General features: G+C 62.7%; 24 protein-coding genes. 9 read left to right on the top strand and 15 right to left on the bottom strand.

Going from position 1 to position 19,606, the window contains the following annotated elements:
• The first annotated feature begins 122 nt into the window (after window positions 1-122).
• The gene (locus BSL82_RS06705) at window positions 123-2,075 is read left to right on the top strand and encodes a potassium transporter Kup (RefSeq protein WP_083579081.1); all 1,953 of its coding nucleotides are present in this window, start codon (window positions 123-125) and stop codon (window positions 2,073-2,075) included.
• A gap of 32 nt (window positions 2,076-2,107) precedes the next feature.
• Here the strand turns inward: BSL82_RS06705 and BSL82_RS06700 are convergent, their stop codons facing one another.
• The 5 genes from BSL82_RS06700 to BSL82_RS06680 form a co-directional block, all read right to left on the bottom strand.
• Window positions 2,108-3,790 carry an ATP-binding protein gene (locus BSL82_RS06700; RefSeq protein ID WP_083579080.1) on the bottom strand — a complete coding sequence of 561 codons (1,683 nt, stop codon included), beginning with the start codon at window positions 3,788-3,790 and terminating at the stop codon, window positions 2,108-2,110.
• A gap of 82 nt (window positions 3,791-3,872) precedes the next feature.
• Entirely contained in the window at window positions 3,873-4,583 is a 711-nt protein-coding gene (locus BSL82_RS06695) for a TIGR02186 family protein (RefSeq protein WP_072598642.1), read from the bottom strand.
• Window positions 4,584-4,624: 41 nt separating this feature from the next.
• Window positions 4,625-5,542, bottom strand: coding sequence for a sulfite exporter TauE/SafE family protein (locus BSL82_RS06690; RefSeq protein WP_072596588.1), 918 nt, complete (start codon window positions 5,540-5,542; stop codon window positions 4,625-4,627).
• A 76-nt stretch (window positions 5,543-5,618) separates the two neighbouring features.
• Complete coding sequence (locus BSL82_RS06685; protein ID WP_158010732.1) at window positions 5,619-6,743, bottom strand: hypothetical protein; 1,125 nt, start codon at window positions 6,741-6,743, stop codon at window positions 5,619-5,621.
• On the bottom strand, window positions 6,740-7,693 hold the full coding sequence (locus tag BSL82_RS06680; protein ID WP_072596586.1) for a glycosyltransferase family 2 protein: 954 nt from the start codon (window positions 7,691-7,693) through the stop codon (window positions 6,740-6,742). The genes BSL82_RS06685 and BSL82_RS06680 overlap by 4 nt, the downstream gene beginning before the upstream one ends.
• Window positions 7,694-7,771: 78 nt before the next feature.
• Here BSL82_RS06680 and BSL82_RS06675 point away from each other — a divergent pair, with 78 nt between their 5' ends.
• On the top strand, window positions 7,772-8,431 hold the full coding sequence (locus BSL82_RS06675; RefSeq protein ID WP_072596585.1) for a hypothetical protein: 660 nt from the start codon (window positions 7,772-7,774) through the stop codon (window positions 8,429-8,431).
• On the opposite strand, the gene BSL82_RS06670 is transcribed toward BSL82_RS06675, so the two are convergent.
• Window positions 8,428-8,661 carry a DUF6471 domain-containing protein gene (locus tag BSL82_RS06670; protein WP_226998654.1) on the bottom strand — a complete coding sequence of 78 codons (234 nt, stop codon included), beginning with the start codon at window positions 8,659-8,661 and terminating at the stop codon, window positions 8,428-8,430. The two genes, BSL82_RS06675 and BSL82_RS06670, sit on opposite strands and share 4 nt — an antisense overlap.
• A gap of 86 nt (window positions 8,662-8,747) precedes the next feature.
• Between BSL82_RS06670 and BSL82_RS06665 the strand changes: the two genes are divergently transcribed.
• The gene (locus tag BSL82_RS06665; protein WP_072596584.1) at window positions 8,748-9,707 is read left to right on the top strand and encodes an IS1595 family transposase; all 960 of its coding nucleotides are present in this window, start codon (window positions 8,748-8,750) and stop codon (window positions 9,705-9,707) included.
• Here the strand turns inward: BSL82_RS06665 and BSL82_RS20420 are convergent.
• Window positions 9,704-9,946, bottom strand: a complete 243-nt coding sequence (locus BSL82_RS20420) for a hypothetical protein (protein ID WP_158010731.1) — start codon at window positions 9,944-9,946, stop codon at window positions 9,704-9,706. The genes BSL82_RS06665 and BSL82_RS20420 overlap by 4 nt on opposite strands.
• 32 nt (window positions 9,947-9,978) lie before the next feature.
• On the opposite strand from BSL82_RS20420, the gene BSL82_RS06660 reads away from it, so the two are divergent.
• A complete protein-coding gene (locus BSL82_RS06660) occupies window positions 9,979-10,668 on the top strand; it encodes a hypothetical protein (RefSeq protein WP_083579079.1) in 690 nt (229 codons plus the stop codon).
• On the opposite strand, the gene BSL82_RS06655 is transcribed toward BSL82_RS06660, so the two are convergent.
• The 4 genes from BSL82_RS06655 to purL form a co-directional block, all read right to left on the bottom strand.
• Window positions 10,665-11,147, bottom strand: coding sequence for a hypothetical protein (locus BSL82_RS06655; RefSeq protein WP_158010730.1), 483 nt, complete (start codon window positions 11,145-11,147; stop codon window positions 10,665-10,667). The two genes, BSL82_RS06660 and BSL82_RS06655, sit on opposite strands and share 4 nt — an antisense overlap.
• A gap of 55 nt (window positions 11,148-11,202) precedes the next feature.
• A complete protein-coding gene (locus BSL82_RS06650) occupies window positions 11,203-11,739 on the bottom strand; it encodes a glycosyltransferase (protein WP_158010729.1) in 537 nt (178 codons plus the stop codon).
• Between the two features lie 12 nt (window positions 11,740-11,751).
• The gene (locus BSL82_RS06645) at window positions 11,752-12,177 is read right to left on the bottom strand and encodes a JAB domain-containing protein (protein ID WP_158010728.1); all 426 of its coding nucleotides are present in this window, start codon (window positions 12,175-12,177) and stop codon (window positions 11,752-11,754) included.
• Between the two features lie 94 nt (window positions 12,178-12,271).
• On the bottom strand, window positions 12,272-14,479 hold the full coding sequence (purL, locus tag BSL82_RS06640) for a phosphoribosylformylglycinamidine synthase subunit PurL (RefSeq protein ID WP_072596579.1): 2,208 nt from the start codon (window positions 14,477-14,479) through the stop codon (window positions 12,272-12,274).
• A gap of 150 nt (window positions 14,480-14,629) precedes the next feature.
• Here purL and BSL82_RS06635 point away from each other — a divergent pair, with 150 nt between their 5' ends.
• Genes BSL82_RS06635 through BSL82_RS06625 form a run of 3 tightly spaced genes read left to right on the top strand, consistent with a single transcriptional unit; the run spans window position 14,630 to window position 16,540 of the window.
• A complete protein-coding gene (locus BSL82_RS06635) occupies window positions 14,630-15,199 on the top strand; it encodes a YceI family protein (RefSeq protein WP_072596578.1) in 570 nt (189 codons plus the stop codon).
• A gap of 29 nt (window positions 15,200-15,228) precedes the next feature.
• Window positions 15,229-15,972, top strand: coding sequence for a queuosine precursor transporter (locus BSL82_RS06630; protein WP_072596577.1), 744 nt, complete (start codon window positions 15,229-15,231; stop codon window positions 15,970-15,972).
• A gap of 19 nt (window positions 15,973-15,991) precedes the next feature.
• Complete coding sequence (locus BSL82_RS06625; protein ID WP_072596576.1) at window positions 15,992-16,540, top strand: glutathione peroxidase; 549 nt, start codon at window positions 15,992-15,994, stop codon at window positions 16,538-16,540.
• Between the two features lie 9 nt (window positions 16,541-16,549).
• On the opposite strand, the gene BSL82_RS06620 is transcribed toward BSL82_RS06625, so the two are convergent.
• Genes BSL82_RS06620 through purS form a run of 3 tightly spaced genes read right to left on the bottom strand, consistent with a single transcriptional unit; the run spans window position 16,550 to window position 17,893 of the window.
• Window positions 16,550-16,975, bottom strand: a complete 426-nt coding sequence (locus BSL82_RS06620; protein ID WP_072596575.1) for a GFA family protein — start codon at window positions 16,973-16,975, stop codon at window positions 16,550-16,552.
• 13 nt (window positions 16,976-16,988) lie between these two features.
• Complete coding sequence (gene purQ, locus BSL82_RS06615) at window positions 16,989-17,654, bottom strand: phosphoribosylformylglycinamidine synthase subunit PurQ (RefSeq protein WP_072596574.1); 666 nt, start codon at window positions 17,652-17,654, stop codon at window positions 16,989-16,991.
• Between the two features lie 8 nt (window positions 17,655-17,662).
• Complete coding sequence (gene purS, locus BSL82_RS06610) at window positions 17,663-17,893, bottom strand: phosphoribosylformylglycinamidine synthase subunit PurS (protein ID WP_072596573.1); 231 nt, start codon at window positions 17,891-17,893, stop codon at window positions 17,663-17,665.
• A gap of 188 nt (window positions 17,894-18,081) precedes the next feature.
• On the opposite strand from purS, the gene BSL82_RS20415 reads away from it, so the two are divergent.
• Entirely contained in the window at window positions 18,082-18,237 is a 156-nt protein-coding gene (locus BSL82_RS20415; RefSeq protein WP_158010727.1) for a hypothetical protein, read from the top strand.
• 23 nt (window positions 18,238-18,260) lie between these two features.
• On the opposite strand, the gene purC is transcribed toward BSL82_RS20415, so the two are convergent.
• Window positions 18,261-19,043, bottom strand: a complete 783-nt coding sequence (purC, locus tag BSL82_RS06605) for a phosphoribosylaminoimidazolesuccinocarboxamide synthase (protein ID WP_072596572.1) — start codon at window positions 19,041-19,043, stop codon at window positions 18,261-18,263.
• Window positions 19,044-19,276: 233 nt separating this feature from the next.
• Here purC and BSL82_RS06600 point away from each other — a divergent pair, with 233 nt between their 5' ends.
• Window positions 19,277-19,600: a DUF1476 domain-containing protein gene (locus BSL82_RS06600; protein WP_072598640.1), complete on the top strand. Its 324-nt coding sequence runs from the start codon at window positions 19,277-19,279 to the stop codon at window positions 19,598-19,600.
• The last annotated feature ends 6 nt before the right edge of the window (window positions 19,601-19,606 follow it).

The following is a 19,606-nucleotide window of genomic DNA, read 5'->3' as shown; positions in this document are numbered from 1 at the left end:
AACCCCTACGGCGGGGTAGACATTGCGGCTGCGAAGCGCCTGTGCTACCCGCCGCCGCTCGGTGTGACGATATGGGGGATGGCGGCCTTTCCGCCGGATGTCTGGCCGATGACCGAGGTTGCATGACCACTGCTGGTTCCGAGGCGGATGTCTCCGGTGTCGATGCTGCTGACAGCAGCGAAGCGATAGAGGTTCACGGCCATGGCAAGGACGGGCTGGCCAAGCTGGCGCTGTCGGCCGTCGGCGTCGTTTTCGGGGACATCGGAACCAGCCCGCTCTACGCCTTCCGCGAGACATTTGTCGGCCATCATCCGCTCGCCGTCGACAATCTTCACGTTCTGGGCGTGCTCAGCCTGATCTTCTGGTCGATGATGCTGGTGGTGACGATCAAATATGTCACCATCATCACCAGGGCCGACAACAAGGGCGAGGGCGGCAGCCTTGCCCTTCTGGCCTTGATCTCCAGCAAGCTGGGCGAAAAGCGCTGGTCGATGCCGATCGTGCTGCTGGGCGTGTTCGCAACTGCCCTTTTCTACGGCGACAGCATGATCACGCCCGCCATCTCGGTGCTTTCGGCAGTGGAAGGCCTGCGCGTCGTGAGCCCCGCCTTCGGCGATCTGGTCATCCCCATTGCGGTCACCATCCTCGTCTGCCTGTTCCTGATCCAGCGGCGCGGTACGGCCAAGGTCGGGATGCTGTTCGGCCCGATCATGGCGGTTTATTTCGTGACTCTGACGGTGCTGGGCGTCATCAACATCTTGCCCCGGCCCGACGTGCTGGTGGCGCTGAACCCCTGGTACGCGGTCCAGTTCTTCATCACGGACGGCTTTACGGCCTTCCTGTCGCTGGGCGCGGTGGTGCTTGCGGTGACGGGGGCGGAAGCGCTCTATGCCGACATGGGCCACTTCGGCCGCCGCCCGATCCGCGTGTCCTGGGTCTATTTCGTGCTGCCCGCCTTGATGATCAACTATCTGGGCCAGGGCGCGATGATCATGTCGCTGCCGCCGCTGGAAAAGATGGAGGTGATCCAGAATCCCTTCTTCTATCTGGCAAGCGATGCGTTTCGCCTGCCGCTGGTGATATTGGCGACCATGGCCACCGTGATCGCCAGCCAGGCCGTCATCTCGGGCGCTTTTTCCGTCACCCAGCAGGCGATCCAGCTCGGCTTCATGCCGCGTCTCAGGATCACGCACACCAGCGCCAGCGCCGCCGGGCAGATCTACATCCCCGTCATCAACTGGGCGCTGATGGTGATGGTCATATTGCTGGTGCTGATGTTCGGCAGCTCCAGCAACCTCGCGGCGGCCTATGGCATTGCCGTGACCGGCGCGATGTTCATCGATACCTGCCTGCTCGCGGTGGTGCTGTTCGGTCTGTGGCGCTGGAACAAGCTGCTTGCGGGAGCGCTGCTCACCGTCTTCTTCATCGTCGATTTCAGCTATTTCGGTGCGAACCTCACCAAGGTGCCGGAAGGCGGCTGGTTCCCGCTGCTCGTCGGCTTTGTCGCCTTCACCATGCTCACCACCTGGGCGAAGGGCCGCAAGCTGATGATCGAGCGCATGCGGGAGGCGGCGATGCCGACCGAGGTGTTCGTGAAATCCGCCGCCAATTCAGCCACCCGCGTGCCGGGGACGGCCGTGTTCATGACATCGACGGCAGAAGGCGTGCCGCACGCGTTGCTCCACAATCTGAAGCACAACAAGGTGCTGCACGAAAGGGTGGTGCTGCTGACCGTCAACATCGAGGATGTGCCGTTCGTGCCGGCCCAGGCGCGGGCGCAGTCCGAAGACCTCGGCAGCGGCTTCTACCGCGTGATCCTGCGCTATGGCTTCATGCAGGATCCCGATGTGCCGGCGGCGCTCACCGGCTATGATATCTGCGGTGCGAAGTTCAAGATGATGGACACCAGCTTCTTCCTTGCGCGGCAGACGCTGCTTCCCTCCTCGCGACCGGGCATGGCTGTATGGCGCGAAAAGCTGTTCGCCTGGATGCTGCGCAACGCGGAAAGCGCGATGGAGTTCTTCAAGCTGCCCACCAACCGTGTGGTCGAGCTTGGCAGCCAGGTGGAAATCTAGAGCCGCCCCACGCGCACTACGCGCACCAATGGCTATTTGGTGCTCTGGCTCCGCCAGCGCTGGATGGTGCGATCCAATATGCCTTCCTCGTCGCCCACATGGGTCCAGAGTTCGGAGAACACCGGGTCGGCCGAGGCCGGACGCCGCGATTCCTCCAGATCGTCCAGACGGACACGGATCGGGATCGACACGCCTTCGCCGCAGATCACGCATTCGCGGTTGCGCAGCGCAGGGATGGATTCGAGAAAGCCCCGCGCGCCTTCCGGCATGGCGTTGCGCACGAATGCCTGGTCGCGTTCGTTGTTGAGGCGCATGGCGATGATGGTGCCGCACTGCGACATCACGCCCTCGGCGAGATCGGACGGCCGCTGCGTGATCAGCCCCAGCGACACGCCATATTTGCGGCCTTCCTTGGCGATGCGTTCCAGCACCTTGCGCACGGCGCTGCGGTTGTTGTCGCGATCTGAGGGCACGTAGCGGTGCGCCTCTTCGCAGACGAGCAGGATCGGCCGCTTCGGTTCGCGGCGCGACCAGATCGCGAAGTCGAACACCATGCGCGACAGCACCGCCACCACCACCGACACGATGTCGGAAGGAACGCCCGACAGGTCTATGATCGAGATAGGGCGGCCGTTGCCGGGCAGGCGGAAGATGCGGGACATGAACTGGCCCATGGTGTCGCTGACCAGCATGCCTGAGAACATGAAGCTGTAGCGCGGATCGCTCTTGATCTCCTCGATCTTGGTCTTCAGCCGCATATAGGGCGCGACCTCGCCAGACCGGTCCAGCTTGCCCATCAGTGCCTGAATGGCGTTGATCAGGTCCGACAGCAGATAAGGCACGGGCGAATCGACGGTCAGCTTCGTCAGCCCCTGCGCGGCCCGGTTCTTGGCGCGCGCCTGCAACAGGCATTTGGCGAGGATGTCCTCGTCCATCTGGCGCTCGGCCCCGTCGCTTGTGACGAACACTTCGCAATGTTCCTCGAAGTTCATCAGCCAATAGGGCATCGCCAGATTGTCGACGTTGAAGACCTCGCCGTCGTTCTTGAAGGCGGCGGAATATTCGCCGTGCGGGTCAAGCATCACGACATGGCCTTCGGGCGCCATTTCGCAGATCCGGTGAAGGATCAGCGCGGTCGCGGTCGATTTGCCGGTGCCGGTCGACCCGAGCAGGGCGAAATGCTTGCCGAGCATGGCGTCGATGAAAAGCGAGGCTGCCACATTCACCGAGGGATAGACGGTGCCGACCCGCACATGCGGGCGGTCCTTGGCCGAGAATATCTGTTCGAGATCGGTCGTCGTGACAGGAAAGACGCGCGTCCCGGGCACCGGATAGCGCGTGACGCCGCGCCGGAAGCCCTTGAGGTTGCCGGTGATCGGGTCTTCGATGCCCTCGCCCAGGAAATCCACATTGGCGACGATGAGGTCGCCGTCCGGGTTTTCAAGCCGCATGTCGCGCACATTGGCGAGCAGCCACAGGCCCCCGACGCGCACCTTGATCTGGCTGCCGACCTGCCCGGCCATGGCGACCGTGATGTCCTGATGGCCGTCGAGCTGCTTCAATGCCCGTCCGTCCAGCCGGATGCTGGACGATCCGCCGGAAACCTCGACCACGCGACCGATGTCGCTGAAGTCTACGCGCCCGGAGCGGGTGGACTCAGCATCGCCTTCGCCGTTCTGCTCTTCAAATGGATTGAGGCTGAAGCTTTCAACCATGCCGCACCTGTCCTTGTTTGTCTTTGGCGCAGGAATAGGCAAAGAGGCTTAACAAATCCGCAATGCCGCCAGAGGGCGAGGCCTATTTGCGGCGGAAGATCACTCCCGCGAGCCATCCGAGCGCGACCGCGATCAGGACCGCCGTCAGTCCATAGAGGAAGGAGGAGCGCTGGGCGGCCACATAGACGAACCGCTCGAACCCGGATTTGTCGATCGTGATCTCGCGCCGCGCCTCGGCAATCACATTGCCGTTCTGCACCAGGAACGTCTGGGCGACATAGGTGCCGACCGGGACCCGCGCGGGCAGTGGCAGCCGCGCGCGATAGAGAACGCCCTCGGTGATTTCCACCCCATGCTCGCTCTCGACATACAGCCCGGCGCGCCTGCGCAGGTCCAGCAGACCCTGCTCGAAATCGGCGATCTCCTCGGAACTGTTGCCGCTGGCGGGTGAAAGCTGGAGCGTCTCCATGCCCAGTTCATAGACCGTCGCGGTCCAGTCATCGACCAGATCCTTGAGCGGCGCGGACGCCGCCACCGCGAAATAGCTCGGCACGGTCTCGAACCGGGCGGAATGGCGGTTAACCCAAATTCCGGCCAGCCGCTCCTTCTTGCGGATGGTGATCGGCTCCGAAGGCCCGCGCAGGACCACGATGATATCGGCCCGGTCGGTCGGCAGCCGTCCGCCCGGATAGAGGATCGCGCCGAACAGCAGCAACTCGGCCCCGGTGAAGCTGTAGATGATATCGATCTTGCGCTGGCTGACGTCGGGCACCAGCTTTGGCGTCGCACCCATGAGAAAGCATGCCAGCAGGGGGAGCAGCAGCAACCGGAAGCTCACGCGGCGGACCCGTAGATCGTGTAGATTTCATCGGGTTGCCAGCCAAGGCCCAGCGCCATGCGGATAGCCACCACAAGGACGATCAGCGCAAGGCCGAGACGGAGATATTCCGGCTTCAGCTTCAGCGCCATTCGTGCGCCAAGCTGCGCACCGACAACGCCGCCGACCAGCAGCAGCGACGCAAGCACGATGTCCACGGTCTTCGACTGGACGGAATGGACCATGGTCGTCGCCGCGGTCACGAACAGGATTTGGAACAGCGAGGTTCCGACCACCACATTGGCGGGCATGCTGAGCAGGTAGATGAGGGCCGGCACGATGAGAAAGCCGCCGCCCACGCCGAGGATGACCGTCAGCACGCCGGTGACGAACCCGAGCGCAAGCGGGGCGAGCGGCGAGATATAAAGGCCGGACCTGTAAAACCGCCAGCGAAAAGGCAGGGCGGCGACCAGGCGGTTATGCCTTGGCCGGGTGGGCGGACGCTTGCCCGCGCGGGCGGCGCGCAGCGCGCGCACGGTTTCGGTCAGCATCATGCCGCCGACCGAGCCGAGCAGCAGCACATAGGCCGCGCTGATCGCAATATCGATCTGGCCCATCTTCTGAAGCGCGCGAAACAGGAACGAGCCTGCAAGCGAGCCGATCACGCCGCCCGCGACGAGCACGATTCCCATGCGAAAATCGATGCCCTTGCGTTCCCAATAGGTGATCGCTCCCGAAACGCTGGCTCCCGTCACCTGCGTCGCCGAGGAGGCGACCGCGATCGCCGGCGGAATGCCGTAGAACATCAGGAGCGGCGTGGTGAGAAAGCCGCCGCCGACGCCGAACATGCCGGACAGAAGGCCGACCAGCCCCCCAAGGAGGATGATCACCAGCGCATTTACCGAAAGACCCGCGATCGGAAGGTAAAGGTCCATGGCGAAGGATTAGCCAAGCCGCGCGCCAATGCGAAGGGGCTGTGAAAAAATTAGGGATCGAGTCCCGTCCGTGGGTTTAAAATCCCGCCTGTAGCGTCAAAACCGGCCCGTCACCGGGTGCGGCCTTGCCCGCCGCGCGGATTCGATAATCAAGGCTGCCCCTGATCCGCGCATTTCCAGCACCCCCGGTGATTTCGACCGATGGGCCGATGTCGGCCCGCGCGGCGCCGGGCTGGGCAGCGCCCCATGCCCCGATGCCGCCGCTGAGCCGGAGACCGGAGGCCTCGGCCAGCGGCGTTTGCAGCTTCGCCCATCCATCGGCATAGCCGTCGCGGGAATGCACGCCGATCACGCCTGCCTGACCGTAGAAGGAGGCGCGCAGCGAAGGCGTGAGGGGCAGATCGTCCAGCCCGCCCGAAAGCCGGAGCGACCAGGCGTCGCGGGCCTTGCCGCCAAGCGCGACATAGCGGTCCACAGCCAGGCTGAGCGGCACTGAGCGCAATGGCTGGAGTTCCAGCCCGATGACCGCCTGTGCCGCGTCCGTCCTGCCGCTGCGGCGCGCGAGTGGCTGATAGACCCGTCCGGCAAGGGTGATCCGCTGGTCGGACAGGGGATTGAAGGCATAGGCGAGACGTGCGCCCATCTGGCTGCCGCCAAGGGTGGGCGTCGCTCCCGAAATCGCCACCGCGCTTCCTTGACGCGCGACGACATAGGCATCGCCGCTCCACCTGCGCATCAAAAGCCGTCGGTCCGCCCGCCATTGGCCCGCACGTGGATCATTGGGAGCCATTGCGGCCGCGGCTGCAAGCAGTCTTGCCCCCGACTTGCGGTCGCCCATCCGCAGATGGGCATAGCCCTGCGCGGCAAGATTGGCGCCATGCGATTCGGTGGGGTGGGGAGGCGGGGTCGTCACTCGGACATGGCCCGTGGTCGCCATTCCGATCGGGGGCAACGGTGGCGGCAGCGCCAGCAGAATCGTGTTCCCCCGGCGCTCTATCCGCCGCTGATGTGGGCTGTCCGCATGGTTGGTGGCCGTGACCGGCGCGGCGATGGCGGCAGTCGATTGCGCCGCGATCTGGACGGATGGGGCTTTATCGCTGCCAAGCCGCGCCAGTTCGCCCGCGACGATCGGCAGACGCCAGCCCGCCCAGGCGGTCGCGCCGATGATCAGCCATTTGAGAGCGGCGGGCAGACGCATCATTCGCCCGGAAGAACCGACGGAAAACGATGCGCTGTCTTGTCCCAGACCGGCTGCTGCGCGGGCTTGCCCAGCGTCGCCACGATCCGTCCCAGCGCCCTGAAGCATGCGAGGATGGCGATCAGATTGGCGAGGAAGGCGCGCGGCACGGCGCGAAGCCCCTCACGCACGCCATAAGCGGCGGCGGTGAAGGCGCAGCGCATGGCCAGCCGCCAGCACAGCATCCCCAGGTTGAAGACCAGCAGATAGGCCAGCCAGCCGCCGGGCGTGACGATGACCGGAGTGTTGATCCAGGGCCATGCATAGCCGGAGAGGCTCACAAGGCCGAAGCCGATGGCCCCGGCATAGGCGAGCAGGGTCGCGATCGCGGCGATAATGCTTTTCCGGTCGCGCAGCCGCATCCACCGCTCGGCAACGCCGCCGCGCCACCCCATGCGATCCCAGCCGTGAAGCGCGATTCCGGTCAGCCACCGCGCTTTCTGGCGGACGGCGGCGTCGAGCGTCGCCGGAAAATGCTCCCGCGTGGCGACGACGCTTCCCGTGCCCGCCGACAACCGGACGATAATGCCCCTGCCGCCAAGCGCGCCGATTTTCAGGCCCAGTTCGTAATCTTCGGTGATGCTCGCCTCGTCGAACGGCCTGCCGCCGTTCATCGCGATGATTCGATCCATCATGTTCCGGTTGATGGCGCAGCCCACGCCCGCCGATGGGACCGAAGCGCCCAGCGCCTCGCGCACCACCAGGTCCTTGCCGTGCGATTCGGCAAACTCGTCCAGGTAATGTCCCCCGATCCAGCGGGATTGAGGATCGGCAAGCGGGAGGACCGGAAGCTGCACCATGTCGAAGCGCTCGACCAGCCGGTCGAAGATGCGCAATTCGGCCGAATGGACCACATCTTCCGCATCGTGCAGGATCACCGCCTTGAAGCGCGTGCCGGTTGCGCGCTCCGGCATTATGTAGCAAATGCACCAAGGCTAAGGTGCGATCATGTTTCGACTCCACAACAAGATGGAGCCGGGGCATGAAGGGGCATGCAACTACCCAAGCCGAAATCCCCTCCCGGCATTTTCCTATACTTGCTGTCCGCAAGCGCAATCGCCGTGGCTTTGCGAGTGCTTTGGGTTCTTGTGGGGCAAAACGTCGAGACGCTTTCCATAGAAAAGGGATACGACAAGCTGCTCTCACGCCATTGGTCCGAAGTGGTGGCGTGGATGACTGAGAATATCTTTTGGCTCACAGTGTCCTCTGCGGGTCTAGTAAGCGGAGCTGTTTGCTGCTGGGTTTACGCCGCCCTTGTGGATCACGACCGGAAACCGTTGATCGAACAAACTCGGGTGGACCTCTCCGGATTGGCTGATCGTGCGCGCCGCGCATCAGCCGGAATAAATAAGATTATGTCCGAATATAACCGCAAGCCGCCCGTGCATCCTGATTACAAGTTCGGCAATGGCGATACCGAAAGATGGATGAGGGATGGCTATGAAAGCGATGAGAAAGCGCTCCGCCTTTACCTCACTGAATGGGCTGCGGAATGCTGGGAAATTATCGAAATCGCCGGTAAGTACGTGGATCTATCTGAGCGAGATCTATTCCAATTTAGACATATGAGCAGCCATTCCATCGCCGAGGTCGCTCAATTCATGGCTAGGATCGCCGGTAAGCTGGAGCAAGTGCAGCCGTCACAGGCTTAGGTCAGCCGGATTGAGTCAGCGCCAATCGCCTCAAGACACTGAATCAGGAACACCGCTGTAAATTTTCCCCGGCTGAGCTTGTTCCTGATATTCGGCTCAGAGTCCACAACCCCGATCGCCGCTAGCTTCTCAACTAGCTGAGCATAGGACACATTCCGGCGCTTTAACTCCGCTTTCAGAAGCCCCTTTACCTTGGCTTCCCATTCCGTATCCGGCATTGCATCCTCCATAGTGCTAACATCACTATATAAGATACATTTGCCATTGACAATGATGCGGCAATGTCATTATATGCGATGCATAGGCAGCGCAAACGATGACACAACATTTCCTCCTTTCGGCCCAAGCCCGCACAATCAGCCTCAAGGCTGTTTTCACGATGGGCGAAGACAAGGCCTACGAGACGTTCCGCCAGATGCGCTGGCCGGAGACGGACGGGGAAGCCGTTTGCCCCCGCTGCGGCTGTGTTGAAGCCTATGAGATCAGCACCCGCCGCCGCTTCAAGTGCGTTGGCTGCCATCATCAGTTTTCGGTCACGTCGGGAACGATCTTCGCCTCACGCAAGCTGTCGTTCACCGATCTGCTGGCGGCTATCGTCATTTTCGTGAACGGCGCAAAGGGCGTTTCCGCTCTGCAAGTCAGCCGCGACCTGGACGTGCAATACAAGACCGCATTCGTCCTTTCGCACAAGCTGCGCGAGGCGATGGCGCGCGAACAGGCCGGACGCCAGCTCAACGGCATTGTCGAGATCGACGGCGGCTATTTCGGCGGATACGTGAAGCCGGAAAACAGGAAAGAGGATCGCAAAGACCGTCGCCTGAAAGCGAACAGCAGTGGCAAGCGCCAGTGCGTCGTCATCATGCGTGAGCGCAAGGGCCGGTCACTTCCCTTCATCGTTCGCAACGAAGGCGATGCGGTTCCGTTCGTTCGTGATTGCGTCGGCACGCTGGCGACGATCCATGCCGACGAAGGCGCAGGTTGGGATGCGCTGCACGCTGGTTGGGATACCCACCGCATCAATCACTCGGTGCTGTTCATGGACAAGGGCGTCTGCACCAATCAGGCGGAAAGCTATTTTTCACGCCTGCGCCGCGCCGAAGTCGGGACGCACCACCATATCGCTGGCCCGTACCTGCATCAGTATGCCGGTGAAATGGCTTGGCGCGAAGATAACCGCCGCGTTCCGAACGGCACTCAGGCGGCAATGGTAGCCGATGCCGTTATGGCTTCCGGCGTGTCACGGGCTTGGAAGGGATATTGGCAGCGGGCGGCTTAAGCCGCCTCTAACCGCCCGGTCACAGTAAAAAACCGAGCAATTTCACCGGCCGCATCCTCTGAAACAAGCTTAGCGAGTACACTTGCCTCGCTCCGTGGCCGCTCGTTGTCGACTAACAGCAGGTACAACCCTCGCCCATCAACGATTGGGCTGTCCGCCAGTGCTGCCTCTTTGGAGGTTATTTCGCCTATGCAAAGAGATTTACGATTGGTAAACTGCGCAACCGCCTGAAAAGTCATGGCAAAAACACCTTTTACCCGGAGGTTGAATCGTGAGCTTATCCCAAGCCGAGATAACTGTAAACAAGCTCGCGGAATATATGGTGGCGCGCTCTGCGCGCCAGCGGACGCTGCTAAAGGAGCGTAAGTACCCAAACCCCGATTTTAACATCGGCATGTATCACCGGGAAGCATCGGAGGCTGTCAGCCTTTACATCGCGAATGGTGCCATCGACAGTGCCCCGTTGCAGCAAAAACTCCAGATTTTGGAGCAAATGCCAGCAGATAAAGTGGGCACTGGGCGAAGAATAAACGCGAATATTGATGCCATTGAGCGCGTATCAGAAATGCTCGATGACATTGACCTCCAGGGCGCAGACCCAAGGCTAGGTGAACACGCCCCGCCGAAATTGACGTATCACAACGTCACGGTCAGCGTGCGACCAGAGATCATTTTACGTGGTACCGCTCCTAAGGGAGCTAAGCTGATTGGAGCAATAAAGCTTCATTTCTCATCTACCCATCCACACGATGAGGAGTCGGCCGGGTACGTGTCTGCCGTTGTGCAGGAGTACTGCAAAACCCACCTTGCGGAACCAGATGAGATCGTGAATCCGGACTATTGCATGGTCATTTGCGCGGGGTCTGGTCAAGTCTTCCCGGGAGTGAAAGCAACCGCGCGTCGCATGAAGGACGTTGCGGCCGCATGTCAGAACATTGCAGGACTTTGGCCTGCGCTTTAACTCCCACTCCCGTTCCGCCACCCGCCATGCCAATCCTCCGCCTGTCCCTTTCGGCTAAGCTGCCATCGCAGCAACCCACCCGCATTGGCCTTTTGTGAGGCAATGAAGCCCTGTGAGCGCAGTTTACCAAGGCTATGCCCGGTGCGTTGTGAGATCAGCTTTAGCAGCGCCTTGTCGGCTGTGTTCAACCCACGCGCTTCCATGATGGAACGGGCGAGATCGTGCGTTGTCAGCGCCACGTCGGACTTGCGGAGTGTGTTGAGAAGGAATCGCTGCACCTCGCCACGGAAGGCAGCGTTTGCCGGTGGAACCGGCTTGACCGGCGCGTCCGTCAAATCAATGTCCGGCTCGAATATGCGGATCGTCCGGTCCAGGCTGTCGAGATCGGCCAAGCACTGCGCAAGCTGCGCCTGTAGCGCCTCGATCTTGCCGACCACTTCGGCGCGTTTGCTAATGAGCCCATGCACTACTGGTTTCATGGATTCACATTAGGGCGAACAGGCTGTAATGTGGATTAGGAGGCTGGTGCATTTGCTACATAATGCCGGCGCGCTCCTCGCGCGTCATGGCATTCCACAGATGATTGAGGCAATCGGCCTTGGTGGTCGGGCCGGGGCGGCTGGTGAAGACCGGGATCACGCGCGGGTCGGCCACCGTGCGGACTGCTGCTATGGTGTCGGGATCGTTCGGATAGACGCCCACGAAGATGCGATATTGCGGGTGGTCGAGCCGCCGCAGCGCGCCTTTCAGCATGTCCCTGATGACGGCCGCTTCATCCCATGCGGGGATGAGGATCGCCATTGCGCCGGGCCGCCTGGGCGGGGCGAGCATCGCCGCGCTGATGCGCGGATGCCGTCTGTAGATGGTGGCCGAGCGCCAGATGCGGCGGGTGAAATAGATGGCGTCGACGATCAGGTCGTCGATCCCGATGATCGCGATGAGGAGGGCGGCGGCGAGAATCAGTTCGCGGGTCAGCAGGGCGGCGACGGCCGCCGCCGTTTGAATCTCCGCTACGCCCATCAACTTGCCCCCCGAGATCGTTATTAATCCGAAACGGATCAGTTTGGGCAAGTTTTTATTGGATCAGATCAGTCGCATAGCCCTCATGCTGGTCAGTCTTTCACCGGCGATGACGAGATGATCGACAAGGCGGATGCCGAGCATGGCCCCAATTCGCGCAAGATCGCGCGTCGTCCGCAGATCTTCCGGACCGGGCGTGGGATCGCCGCTCGGATGATTATGCGCAATGATCATCGCCGCTGCATCGGCGGCAAGTCCCGAGGCGAAAACCTGTCGCAGCGGCAGGTCGACGAAGCCTTGTTCGCCCGCCCATGTGCCCATGGCGCAGGGCTGGCCTTCGGCATTCAGGAACAGGGCGCAGACATGCTCGCGGCTCCGGTCGCGGAAAAACGGGCGAAGCAAATCGAACGCCGCTTCCGGATTGTCGAGCGCGCGCCAGCCTGCCGCGTCCGCTTTGCGGCGGTACGATTGACCGGCTGCATCTGACATGAAGTGGGTCGGCATCCGGCGAGGATAGCGAACGCCCGCCTGCTTCCTTCTGCCGAAGCGTCCGTAATGGTGTGAAATGACGGTGGGGAGCGGATTACAGCGCGGTTTCACTCGACATCAGCCCGGGGAAGAAGCTTTCGTGCGCCTCCCGAATGGCCGAAAGGGACACGCTGCGCGCGCCTGCCAATGCGATGGAGTCGCCGCCGGTCCGTCCGATCACGGCCACCGGCACGCCTGCCGCCCGAGCAGCCTCGGCAATGTCCGCGCCATTGGCAGAGGTGACGACATAGCGCGCCTGATCCTCTCCGAACGCCCAGGCATGGAGCGGAATGCCGGCGTCCGGCTCAAGGATCGCGCCGATATTGCCTGCGAGCGCCATCTCGGTGACCGCGACAAGCAGGCCGCCGTCCGCGCAATCATGCACCGCCGACACCTTTCCGTCAGCGATCAGGCTGCGCACGAAATCGCCGTTGCGGCGCTCGCCTGCCAGATCGACCGGCGGCGGCGGCCCGTCCTCCTGTCCCGCGATCTCGCGCAGCCAGATCGACTGGCCGAGATGGCCCCGGGTTTCCCCGATGACGAGGATTGTCTCGTCGGCGGCCTTGAAGCCCAATGTCGCCATTTTCCGGTAATCGGCGAGCAGCCCTACGCCGCCGATCGCGGGCGTCGGCAGGATGGCCGATCCGCCGCCCGTCGCCTTGCTCTCGTTATAGAGCGAGACGTTGCCGGACACGATCGGGAAGTCCAGCGCGATACAGGCCGCGCCCATGCCCTCGAGGCAGCCGACGAACTGCCCCATGATGTCAGGCCGCTGCGGATTGGCGAAGTTGAGGCAGTTGGTGACCGCAAGCGGCGTCGCGCCAACGGCGGTGATGTTGCGCCACGCCTCGGCGATGGCCTGCTTGCCGCCTTCCACCGGATCGGCAAAGCAATAGCGGGGCGTGCAGTCGGTGCTGATCGCCAGCGCCTTTTTCGTGTCATGGACGCGCACCACGGCAGCATCCCCACCGGGACGCTGGACGGTGTCCGCGCCGACCATATGGTCGTACTGCTCCCACACCCAGCGGCGGCTGGCGAGATCGGGCGAACCCATCATCGCCACCAGATTGTCGCCGACATCGCCTTTTGCTGGCACCTCACCAAGCGGCGCGCGCTTCGGCGTCGGCACATGGGGGCGGTCATATTTAGGGGCATTGTCGGCAAGCGGCCCAAGCGGAATATCGCAGACGATCTCACCCTTGTGGCGAAGCACCATATGGCCGGTGTCGGTCACACGGCCGATGACGGCGAAATCCAGTTCCCATTTGTGGAAGATGGCCTCCGCCTCCGCCTCGCGGCCGGGCTTCAGCACCATCAGCATCCGCTCCTGCGATTCGCTGAGCATCATCTCATAGGCGGTCATGCCGGTTTCGCGGCAGGGGACGGCATCCATGTCCAGTTCGATTCCGACCCCGCCCTTGGACGCCATTTCGACGGAGGAAGATGTCAGGCCCGCCGCCCCCATGTCCTGAATGGCGACGATGGCGTCCGACGCCATCAGTTCAAGACAGGCCTCGATCAGCAGTTTTTCGGTGAAGGGGTCGCCAACCTGAACGGTTGGCCGCTTTGCTTCCGAATCCTCGCCGAAATCGGCCGACGCCATGGTCGCGCCATGGATGCCGTCGCGCCCGGTCTTGGAGCCGACATAGACGATCGGATTGCCGATGCCCGATGCGGCCGAATAGAAGATCTTGTCGGTATCGGCGATGCCCACCGTCATCGCATTGACCAGGATGTTGCCGTCATAGGCGGGGTGGAAGTTCACTTCGCCCCCCACCGTCGGCACGCCCACGCAATTGCCATAGCCGCCGATGCCGTGAACGACGCCCGCGATCAGGTGACGCATTTTCGGATGATCGGGACGGCCGAACCGAAGCGCGTTCATGTTCGCCACCGGTCGCGCGCCCATGGTGAACACGTCGCGCAAAATGCCGCCCACGCCGGTCGCAGCGCCCTGATACGGCTCGATGTAGCTCGGGTGGTTGTGGCTTTCCATCTTAAAGATCGCGGCCTGCCCGTCGCCGATATCGATCACGCCCGCGTTCTCGCCGGGGCCCTGGATCACCCAGGGGGCCTCGGTCGGCAGCTTGCCGAGGTGGATGCGCGAGGATTTGTAGGAGCAATGCTCGGACCACATGACCGAAAAGATGCCGAGTTCGGTGAGGTTCGGCTCGCGCCCCAGGCTGCTGAGGATCACCTGATATTCATCGGGTGTGAGGCCGTGCTCGGCAACGATCTCGGGCGTGATGGCGATGTCGGTCATGCCCGGCCTCCTAGCCGCTGCCCGTGCGCGAGGGAAGGGGGCGAAGCGCCGTTCGCGCCGTCGCATTGCTGATTTTCTCGCCCGTGGTTGGCAGCCGCGACGACGGCTGTTAGCGATATGGCTGCCGAAGCCCCGAAAGGATAATTGCACATGCGGCATTGGTGGATTGGCCTGACTGCGGTTCTGCTTGTCGCAGCCGCCCCCGCGATCACCCGATGGCAGGTCGAGCCCGCGTCCAGCGCGATCGGCTTTTCGGTCAGCGGCGGCGGACAGACGGCCGAAGGCGGCTTTGCCCGCTATGTCGCGCGGATACGTTTCGACCCGGACCGGCTTTCGCAGTCGAGCGCCATCGTCGCCATCGACCTGGGCTCCGTCGGCACCGGGCAGAAGGCCGTCGACGAGACGCTTCGCTCTGCCGAATGGTTCGACGTTGCAAGCCATCCCCAAGCGCTGTTCACCGCGAGCCGGTTCGAGAGGCTGGGGAACAATCGCTATGCCGCGCACGGGCAGTTGAAGATGCGGGGGCGGGCGGTGCCCGTCACCTTGCCCTTCACGCTTGCGATAAGCGGCGGCGACGCGGATGTCGCGGGGCGGCTGGTGATAGATCGCACCAGATGGGGCATCGGCACGGCTGATAATATGGCGAACGATCAGGTCGGCAAGGAAGTGACGATCACCGTCAAGGTAAAGGCGCTTGCCCTGGACGGCACGCAATCCTGACGGGCGGATGAAGGGGGGAAACAGGACTCATGAAGGGGAATGACGGCGATTTGCTTCGCACTGTGGATGCCGGGCAGATCGCGGGCGCGCGGTTGCGCTATTTCGATTTCGCAATGGCGGCCTTCGTCACCATCCTTCTGCTGTCGAACGTGCTTGGCGCGGGCAAGGTCGCGGTCATCGACCTGCCGGGCATAGGCGACTGGCCGTTCGGCGCGGGCATATTGTTCTTCCCGCTCGGCTATGTGCTGGGCGATGTGCTGACCGAGGTCTACGGCTATGCCCGCGCGCGCCGCTGCGTCTGGGTGGGCTTTGCGGCGATGCTGTTCATGGCGCTGATGTCATGGGTGGTGGTCGCGCTGCCGCCCGCCGCGACATGGGACGGGCAGGCCGCTTATGAATCGGTGTTCGGCCAGGTGCCGCGCATCGTCTTTGCGTCGATCGCCGCCTTCTGGGCAGGCGAGCTTGCGAACAGCTTCGTGCTGGCGCGGATGAAGGTCTGGACCAGGGGCAAATATTTGTGGACCCGCACCATCGGCTCGACGGTGGTGGGGCAGGGGGTGGATAGCCTGATCTTCTACCCGCTCGCGTTTCTGGGCGTCTGGCCGACCTCGCAGGTGGTGACGGTCCTTTTCACCCAATATGCGCTGAAGGTGGGTTGGGAAGTGCTGCTGACCCCGGTAACCTACAGGGTGGTGGGTTGGTTGAAGCACCGCGAAGGGCTGGACGTCTATGACGAGACGACCGATTTCACGCCCTTCTCGACGAAGGTTTGACACAGCAAGGAGAAATGCCATGGCGTCGGTGATTCAGGACATTCCGTTAAAAACAATCGACGGTCGACCGGCTTCTCTTGGCGATTATCGAGGGTCGGTCCTGCTGGTCGTGAACGTCGCCTCCAAATGCGGGCTCACGCCGCAATATGAGGCGTTGCAGGCGCTTTATTCGCGCTACAAGGGCCAGGGGCTTGTGGTCGTCGGTTTCCCCGCGAATGATTTCGCCGGGCAGGAGCCGGGCACCAACGAAGAGATATCGAGCTTTTGCTCCACCAATTATGGCGTCGATTTTCCGATGTTTTCAAAGCTGGTGGCCACGGGTGAGGGTCGCCACCCGCTCTATTCGGCGTTGATCGAGGCGCAGCCCAAGGCGACTCCGGCCGACGAGGACATGCGCGAAAAGCTCAAAGGCTATGGCATAACGCCGACGCCGGAACCGGAAGTGCTCTGGAACTTCGAGAAGTTCCTGGTCGGCCGGAACGGCAATGTCGTCGCGCGCTTCGCCCCAAACATGGCGCCCGACGATCCGCGCATCGTCTCGGCGATCGAAGCCGAACTGGCGAAATAACCGCGAGTATCAGGATCTGACGGCGGGCGGGGGCGGCTGGCTTTCGAACCTGGGGACATCGGGATCGATACAGGCCCAGTCGGGCGCTTCCGCCGTCCAGATCGTCATTTCCGGCTTTGCGAGGCTGGTGTCATCCAACGTTCCGACCCGGATGAAGCGCAGGTGCGGTCGCGCCGGCGTTTCGCTGAACATCGGCGTTCCGCATGCGGGGCAAAAGCTGCGAACCATCGGATTGCCGCTGTCGGCGACGGTCTCGTGCCGCGCCAATTCACCCGTCACGGTGAAGTCGGCGCTTTGAAATCCCGAGTTTACGGTGGAACTGCCGCCCCCCAGATACTGGCACAGGCGGCACCAGCACTGGCGCGTCACCAGAGGCTTTGAAGCGGCGATACTGTAGCGCACAGCCCCGCACAGGCATCCGCCGGTTATCGCCATTGCCCCTCTCCTGCTAATTCAATGCGGATATCAGCCCTTCGAACAGCCTGCGGCCGTCGTCACCTCCCTGAGCGTCTTCGATCAGGCGCTCGGGGTGCGGCATCATGCCAAGCACATTGCCGCTGTCGTTCAGCACGCCTGCGATCGACCGACGCGATCCGTTGACGTCTTCGGCATAGCGGAAGGCGATGCGGCCTTCCCCCTCCAGCCGGTCCAGCGTTTCGTCATCGGCGAAATAATTGCCATCGTGGTGGGCGACGGGAACCCTGATCGTCTCGCCCTCGTCATAGCGGCTGGTGAATGCGCTCTGGCTGGTGCCGACTGTCAGCGCCACGTCGCGGCAGACGAAGTTCAGTCCCGCGTTGCGCATCAGCGCGCCGGGCAGCAGGCCCGCCTCGGTCAGCACCTGAAAGCCGTTGCAGACGCCAAGCACGGCCACGCCCCTGTCGGCTGCATCGACGACCGCCTGCATGATCGGGCTGCGCGCGGCCATGGCCCCTGAACGCAGATAATCGCCATAGGAAAAGCCGCCGGGCAGGGCGATCAGGTCCAGGCCGTCAGGCAAAGCGGTCTCGCGGTGCCACACCATCGCCGGCGCATTGCCGGAGATGTCCCGCAGCGCCACCGCCATGTCGCGGTCGCAGTTGGAACCCGGAAAGACTATGACCGCGCTCTTCATGATCCCGACTAAAGCCTCTCGATCCGGTAGTTTTCAATGACCGTGTTGGCGAGCAGCTTGCGGCACATCGCATCGATGTCCGCGTCGCTGGTGCCGTCGGCCAGGTCAAGCTCGATGACCTTGCCCGCCCGCGCCGCCTCCACGCCTGAAAAGCCCAGATTGTCCAGCGCGTGTTCAATGGCCTTGCCCTGCGGGTCGAGCACGCCCGGCTTGAGGGTGATGGTTACGCGAGCCTTCATTTCCGGAATGTCTCCGTCCTTCGATTTTGGGGCCTCTATGGGCGTTCGCTTCATCTGGGGCAAGGGTGAAGCCGCAGCGGCAGCGCCGGTTTTATTGACGCTTGTTTAACCTTGTTGCGCAATGGTTACGACCACGGCGGGGGTGTGGGAGCGCCCCTTGCCGGATGCAACGGAAAGTTACTGGGACTATGGCGCCATTCGCGGTTCTTCTGCTGGCCGGACTGATGTGGTTCGGCCCTGAATTCGGGGGATGGGTGGACTATCGCAACCATGTTCAGGTTGCGCTTGTCGCCGCCTTCATGTTCGGGGTGCTGTTCGGCTGGGGCGCAAGCCGCCAGCGCTGAGGCGCGCTTCCCCACAGCTGCCCTTATTCGCCGTTGCGCTGCCGCCGATGCTTTTCAAGATCAAGCACGGTTGAAACGCTGCCTTCGGGCAGGAGACCCAGCCGCCGCGCGATTTCCTGATAGGCTTCCACCTCGCCGCCCAGGTCCAGGCGGAAGCGGTCCTTGTCCAGCTTTTCGTTCGATTTCATGTCCCACAGGCGGCAGCCGTCGGGGCTGATCTCGTCGGCCAGCAGGATGCGGGCGAACTCGCCGTCCCAGGCCCGGCCGAACTCCAGCTTGAAATCGACCAACCTTATGCCGATCCCGGCGAAAAGGCCCGAAAGGAAGTCGTTGATCCGAATCGCCAGGTCCGCGAGGTCGTGCAGTTCTTCCTGGCTCGCCCAGCCGAAGCAGGCGATGTGCTCGTCCGTAACCAGCGGATCGCCCAGGGCGTCGTCCTTGTAATAATATTCAAGGATGGTGCGAGGGAGGACGGAGCCTTCCTCCACGCCCAGCCGCTTGCACAGCGAACCGGCCGCGACATTGCGGATGACGACTTCAAGCGGAATGATCTCCACCTGCCGGACAAGCTGCTCGCGCATGTTGAGACGGCGGATGAAGTGGGTGGGCACGCCGATGCCGCCGAGCAGCGTGAAAATATGCTCCGAAATCCGGTTGTTGAGCACGCCCTTGCCGGAAATCGTCCCTTTTTTCTGTGCGTTGAAGGCGGTCGCGTCGTCCTTGAAATACTGGATCAGCGTCCCGGGCTCGGGGCCTTCATACAGGATCTTGGCTTTGCCTTCATAGATCTGGCGGCGGCGCGACATCAGCTTCAGCTCCTCACCCGGACACGGCCCGCGCCGGTCTCGGCGAAAATGCTCAAAAAATAAGCACGCCCCGGACGCGGCGTCGAATCTGACGCGCAGCCGAGGCGGACGGCCGGAGCCTATACATGAGCGGCGCCCCGCTGGCAATCCGGCCCTTTTCGCGTCCCTTGCCGTTGCGCTTGCGGCGTGCCGTGCTTATCTCGGGCCACGGGTTTCAACTTAAGGGCGGCAGCATGACCACGTTCGACAATCGCGAAAAGGCATTTGAGGATAAGTTCGCGTATGACGCGGAAACCGCTTTTCGCATCGCCGCGCGTCGCAACCGTCTGCTGGGGCTCTGGGCTGCAGAACAGATGAAGCTCACCCCCGAAGAGGCCGACGCCTATGCCAAGGCCGTGGTTCAGGCCGATTTCGAGGAAGCGGGCGACGACGACGTGATTCGCAAGCTGGTGGGCGATCTGACGGCGGCCGGGATCGATGTCACCGACCATGCGGTCCGCCGCGCGCTTGAGGAAAAGACGGTGGAGGCGCGCCGTCAGCTCCTCGAGTCGAAATAGGGGCTG

The organism is Tardibacter chloracetimidivorans (genome assembly GCF_001890385.1).
Classification (GTDB): Bacteria; Pseudomonadota; Alphaproteobacteria; order Sphingomonadales; family Sphingomonadaceae; genus Tardibacter; species Tardibacter chloracetimidivorans.
This window is presented reverse-complemented; position numbering and strand designations above follow the sequence as displayed.

Excerpts from the sequence above, each read along its gene's own strand:
- BSL82_RS06705 (WP_083579081.1), top strand. The coding sequence starts at position 123 with ATGACCACTGCTGGTTCCGAGGCGGATGTCTCCGGTGTCGATGCTGCT.
- BSL82_RS06700 (WP_083579080.1), bottom strand. The coding sequence starts at position 3,790 with ATGGTTGAAAGCTTCAGCCTCAATCCATTTGAAGAGCAGAACGGCGAA.
- BSL82_RS06695 (WP_072598642.1), bottom strand. The coding sequence starts at position 4,583 with ATGGGTGCGACGCCAAAGCTGGTGCCCGACGTCAGCCAGCGCAAGATC.
- BSL82_RS06690 (WP_072596588.1), bottom strand. The coding sequence starts at position 5,542 with ATGGACCTTTACCTTCCGATCGCGGGTCTTTCGGTAAATGCGCTGGTG.
- BSL82_RS06685 (WP_158010732.1), bottom strand. The coding sequence starts at position 6,743 with ATGATGCGTCTGCCCGCCGCTCTCAAATGGCTGATCATCGGCGCGACC.
- BSL82_RS06680 (WP_072596586.1), bottom strand. The coding sequence starts at position 7,693 with ATGCCGGAGCGCGCAACCGGCACGCGCTTCAAGGCGGTGATCCTGCAC.
- BSL82_RS06675 (WP_072596585.1), top strand. The coding sequence starts at position 7,772 with ATGCAACTACCCAAGCCGAAATCCCCTCCCGGCATTTTCCTATACTTG.
- BSL82_RS06670 (WP_226998654.1), bottom strand. The coding sequence starts at position 8,661 with ATGGAGGATGCAATGCCGGATACGGAATGGGAAGCCAAGGTAAAGGGG.
- BSL82_RS06665 (WP_072596584.1), top strand. The coding sequence starts at position 8,748 with ATGACACAACATTTCCTCCTTTCGGCCCAAGCCCGCACAATCAGCCTC.
- BSL82_RS20420 (WP_158010731.1), bottom strand. The coding sequence starts at position 9,946 with ATGACTTTTCAGGCGGTTGCGCAGTTTACCAATCGTAAATCTCTTTGC.
- BSL82_RS06655 (WP_158010730.1), bottom strand. The coding sequence starts at position 11,147 with ATGAAACCAGTAGTGCATGGGCTCATTAGCAAACGCGCCGAAGTGGTC.
- BSL82_RS06645 (WP_158010728.1), bottom strand. The coding sequence starts at position 12,177 with ATGTCAGATGCAGCCGGTCAATCGTACCGCCGCAAAGCGGACGCGGCA.
- purL (WP_072596579.1), bottom strand. The coding sequence starts at position 14,479 with ATGACCGACATCGCCATCACGCCCGAGATCGTTGCCGAGCACGGCCTC.
- BSL82_RS06635 (WP_072596578.1), top strand. The coding sequence starts at position 14,630 with ATGCGGCATTGGTGGATTGGCCTGACTGCGGTTCTGCTTGTCGCAGCC.
- BSL82_RS06630 (WP_072596577.1), top strand. The coding sequence starts at position 15,229 with ATGAAGGGGAATGACGGCGATTTGCTTCGCACTGTGGATGCCGGGCAG.
- BSL82_RS06625 (WP_072596576.1), top strand. The coding sequence starts at position 15,992 with ATGGCGTCGGTGATTCAGGACATTCCGTTAAAAACAATCGACGGTCGA.
- BSL82_RS06620 (WP_072596575.1), bottom strand. The coding sequence starts at position 16,975 with ATGGCGATAACCGGCGGATGCCTGTGCGGGGCTGTGCGCTACAGTATC.
- purQ (WP_072596574.1), bottom strand. The coding sequence starts at position 17,654 with ATGAAGAGCGCGGTCATAGTCTTTCCGGGTTCCAACTGCGACCGCGAC.
- purS (WP_072596573.1), bottom strand. The coding sequence starts at position 17,893 with ATGAAGGCTCGCGTAACCATCACCCTCAAGCCGGGCGTGCTCGACCCG.
- BSL82_RS20415 (WP_158010727.1), top strand. The coding sequence starts at position 18,082 with ATGGCGCCATTCGCGGTTCTTCTGCTGGCCGGACTGATGTGGTTCGGC.
- purC (WP_072596572.1), bottom strand. The coding sequence starts at position 19,043 with ATGTCGCGCCGCCGCCAGATCTATGAAGGCAAAGCCAAGATCCTGTAT.
- BSL82_RS06600 (WP_072598640.1), top strand. The coding sequence starts at position 19,277 with ATGACCACGTTCGACAATCGCGAAAAGGCATTTGAGGATAAGTTCGCG.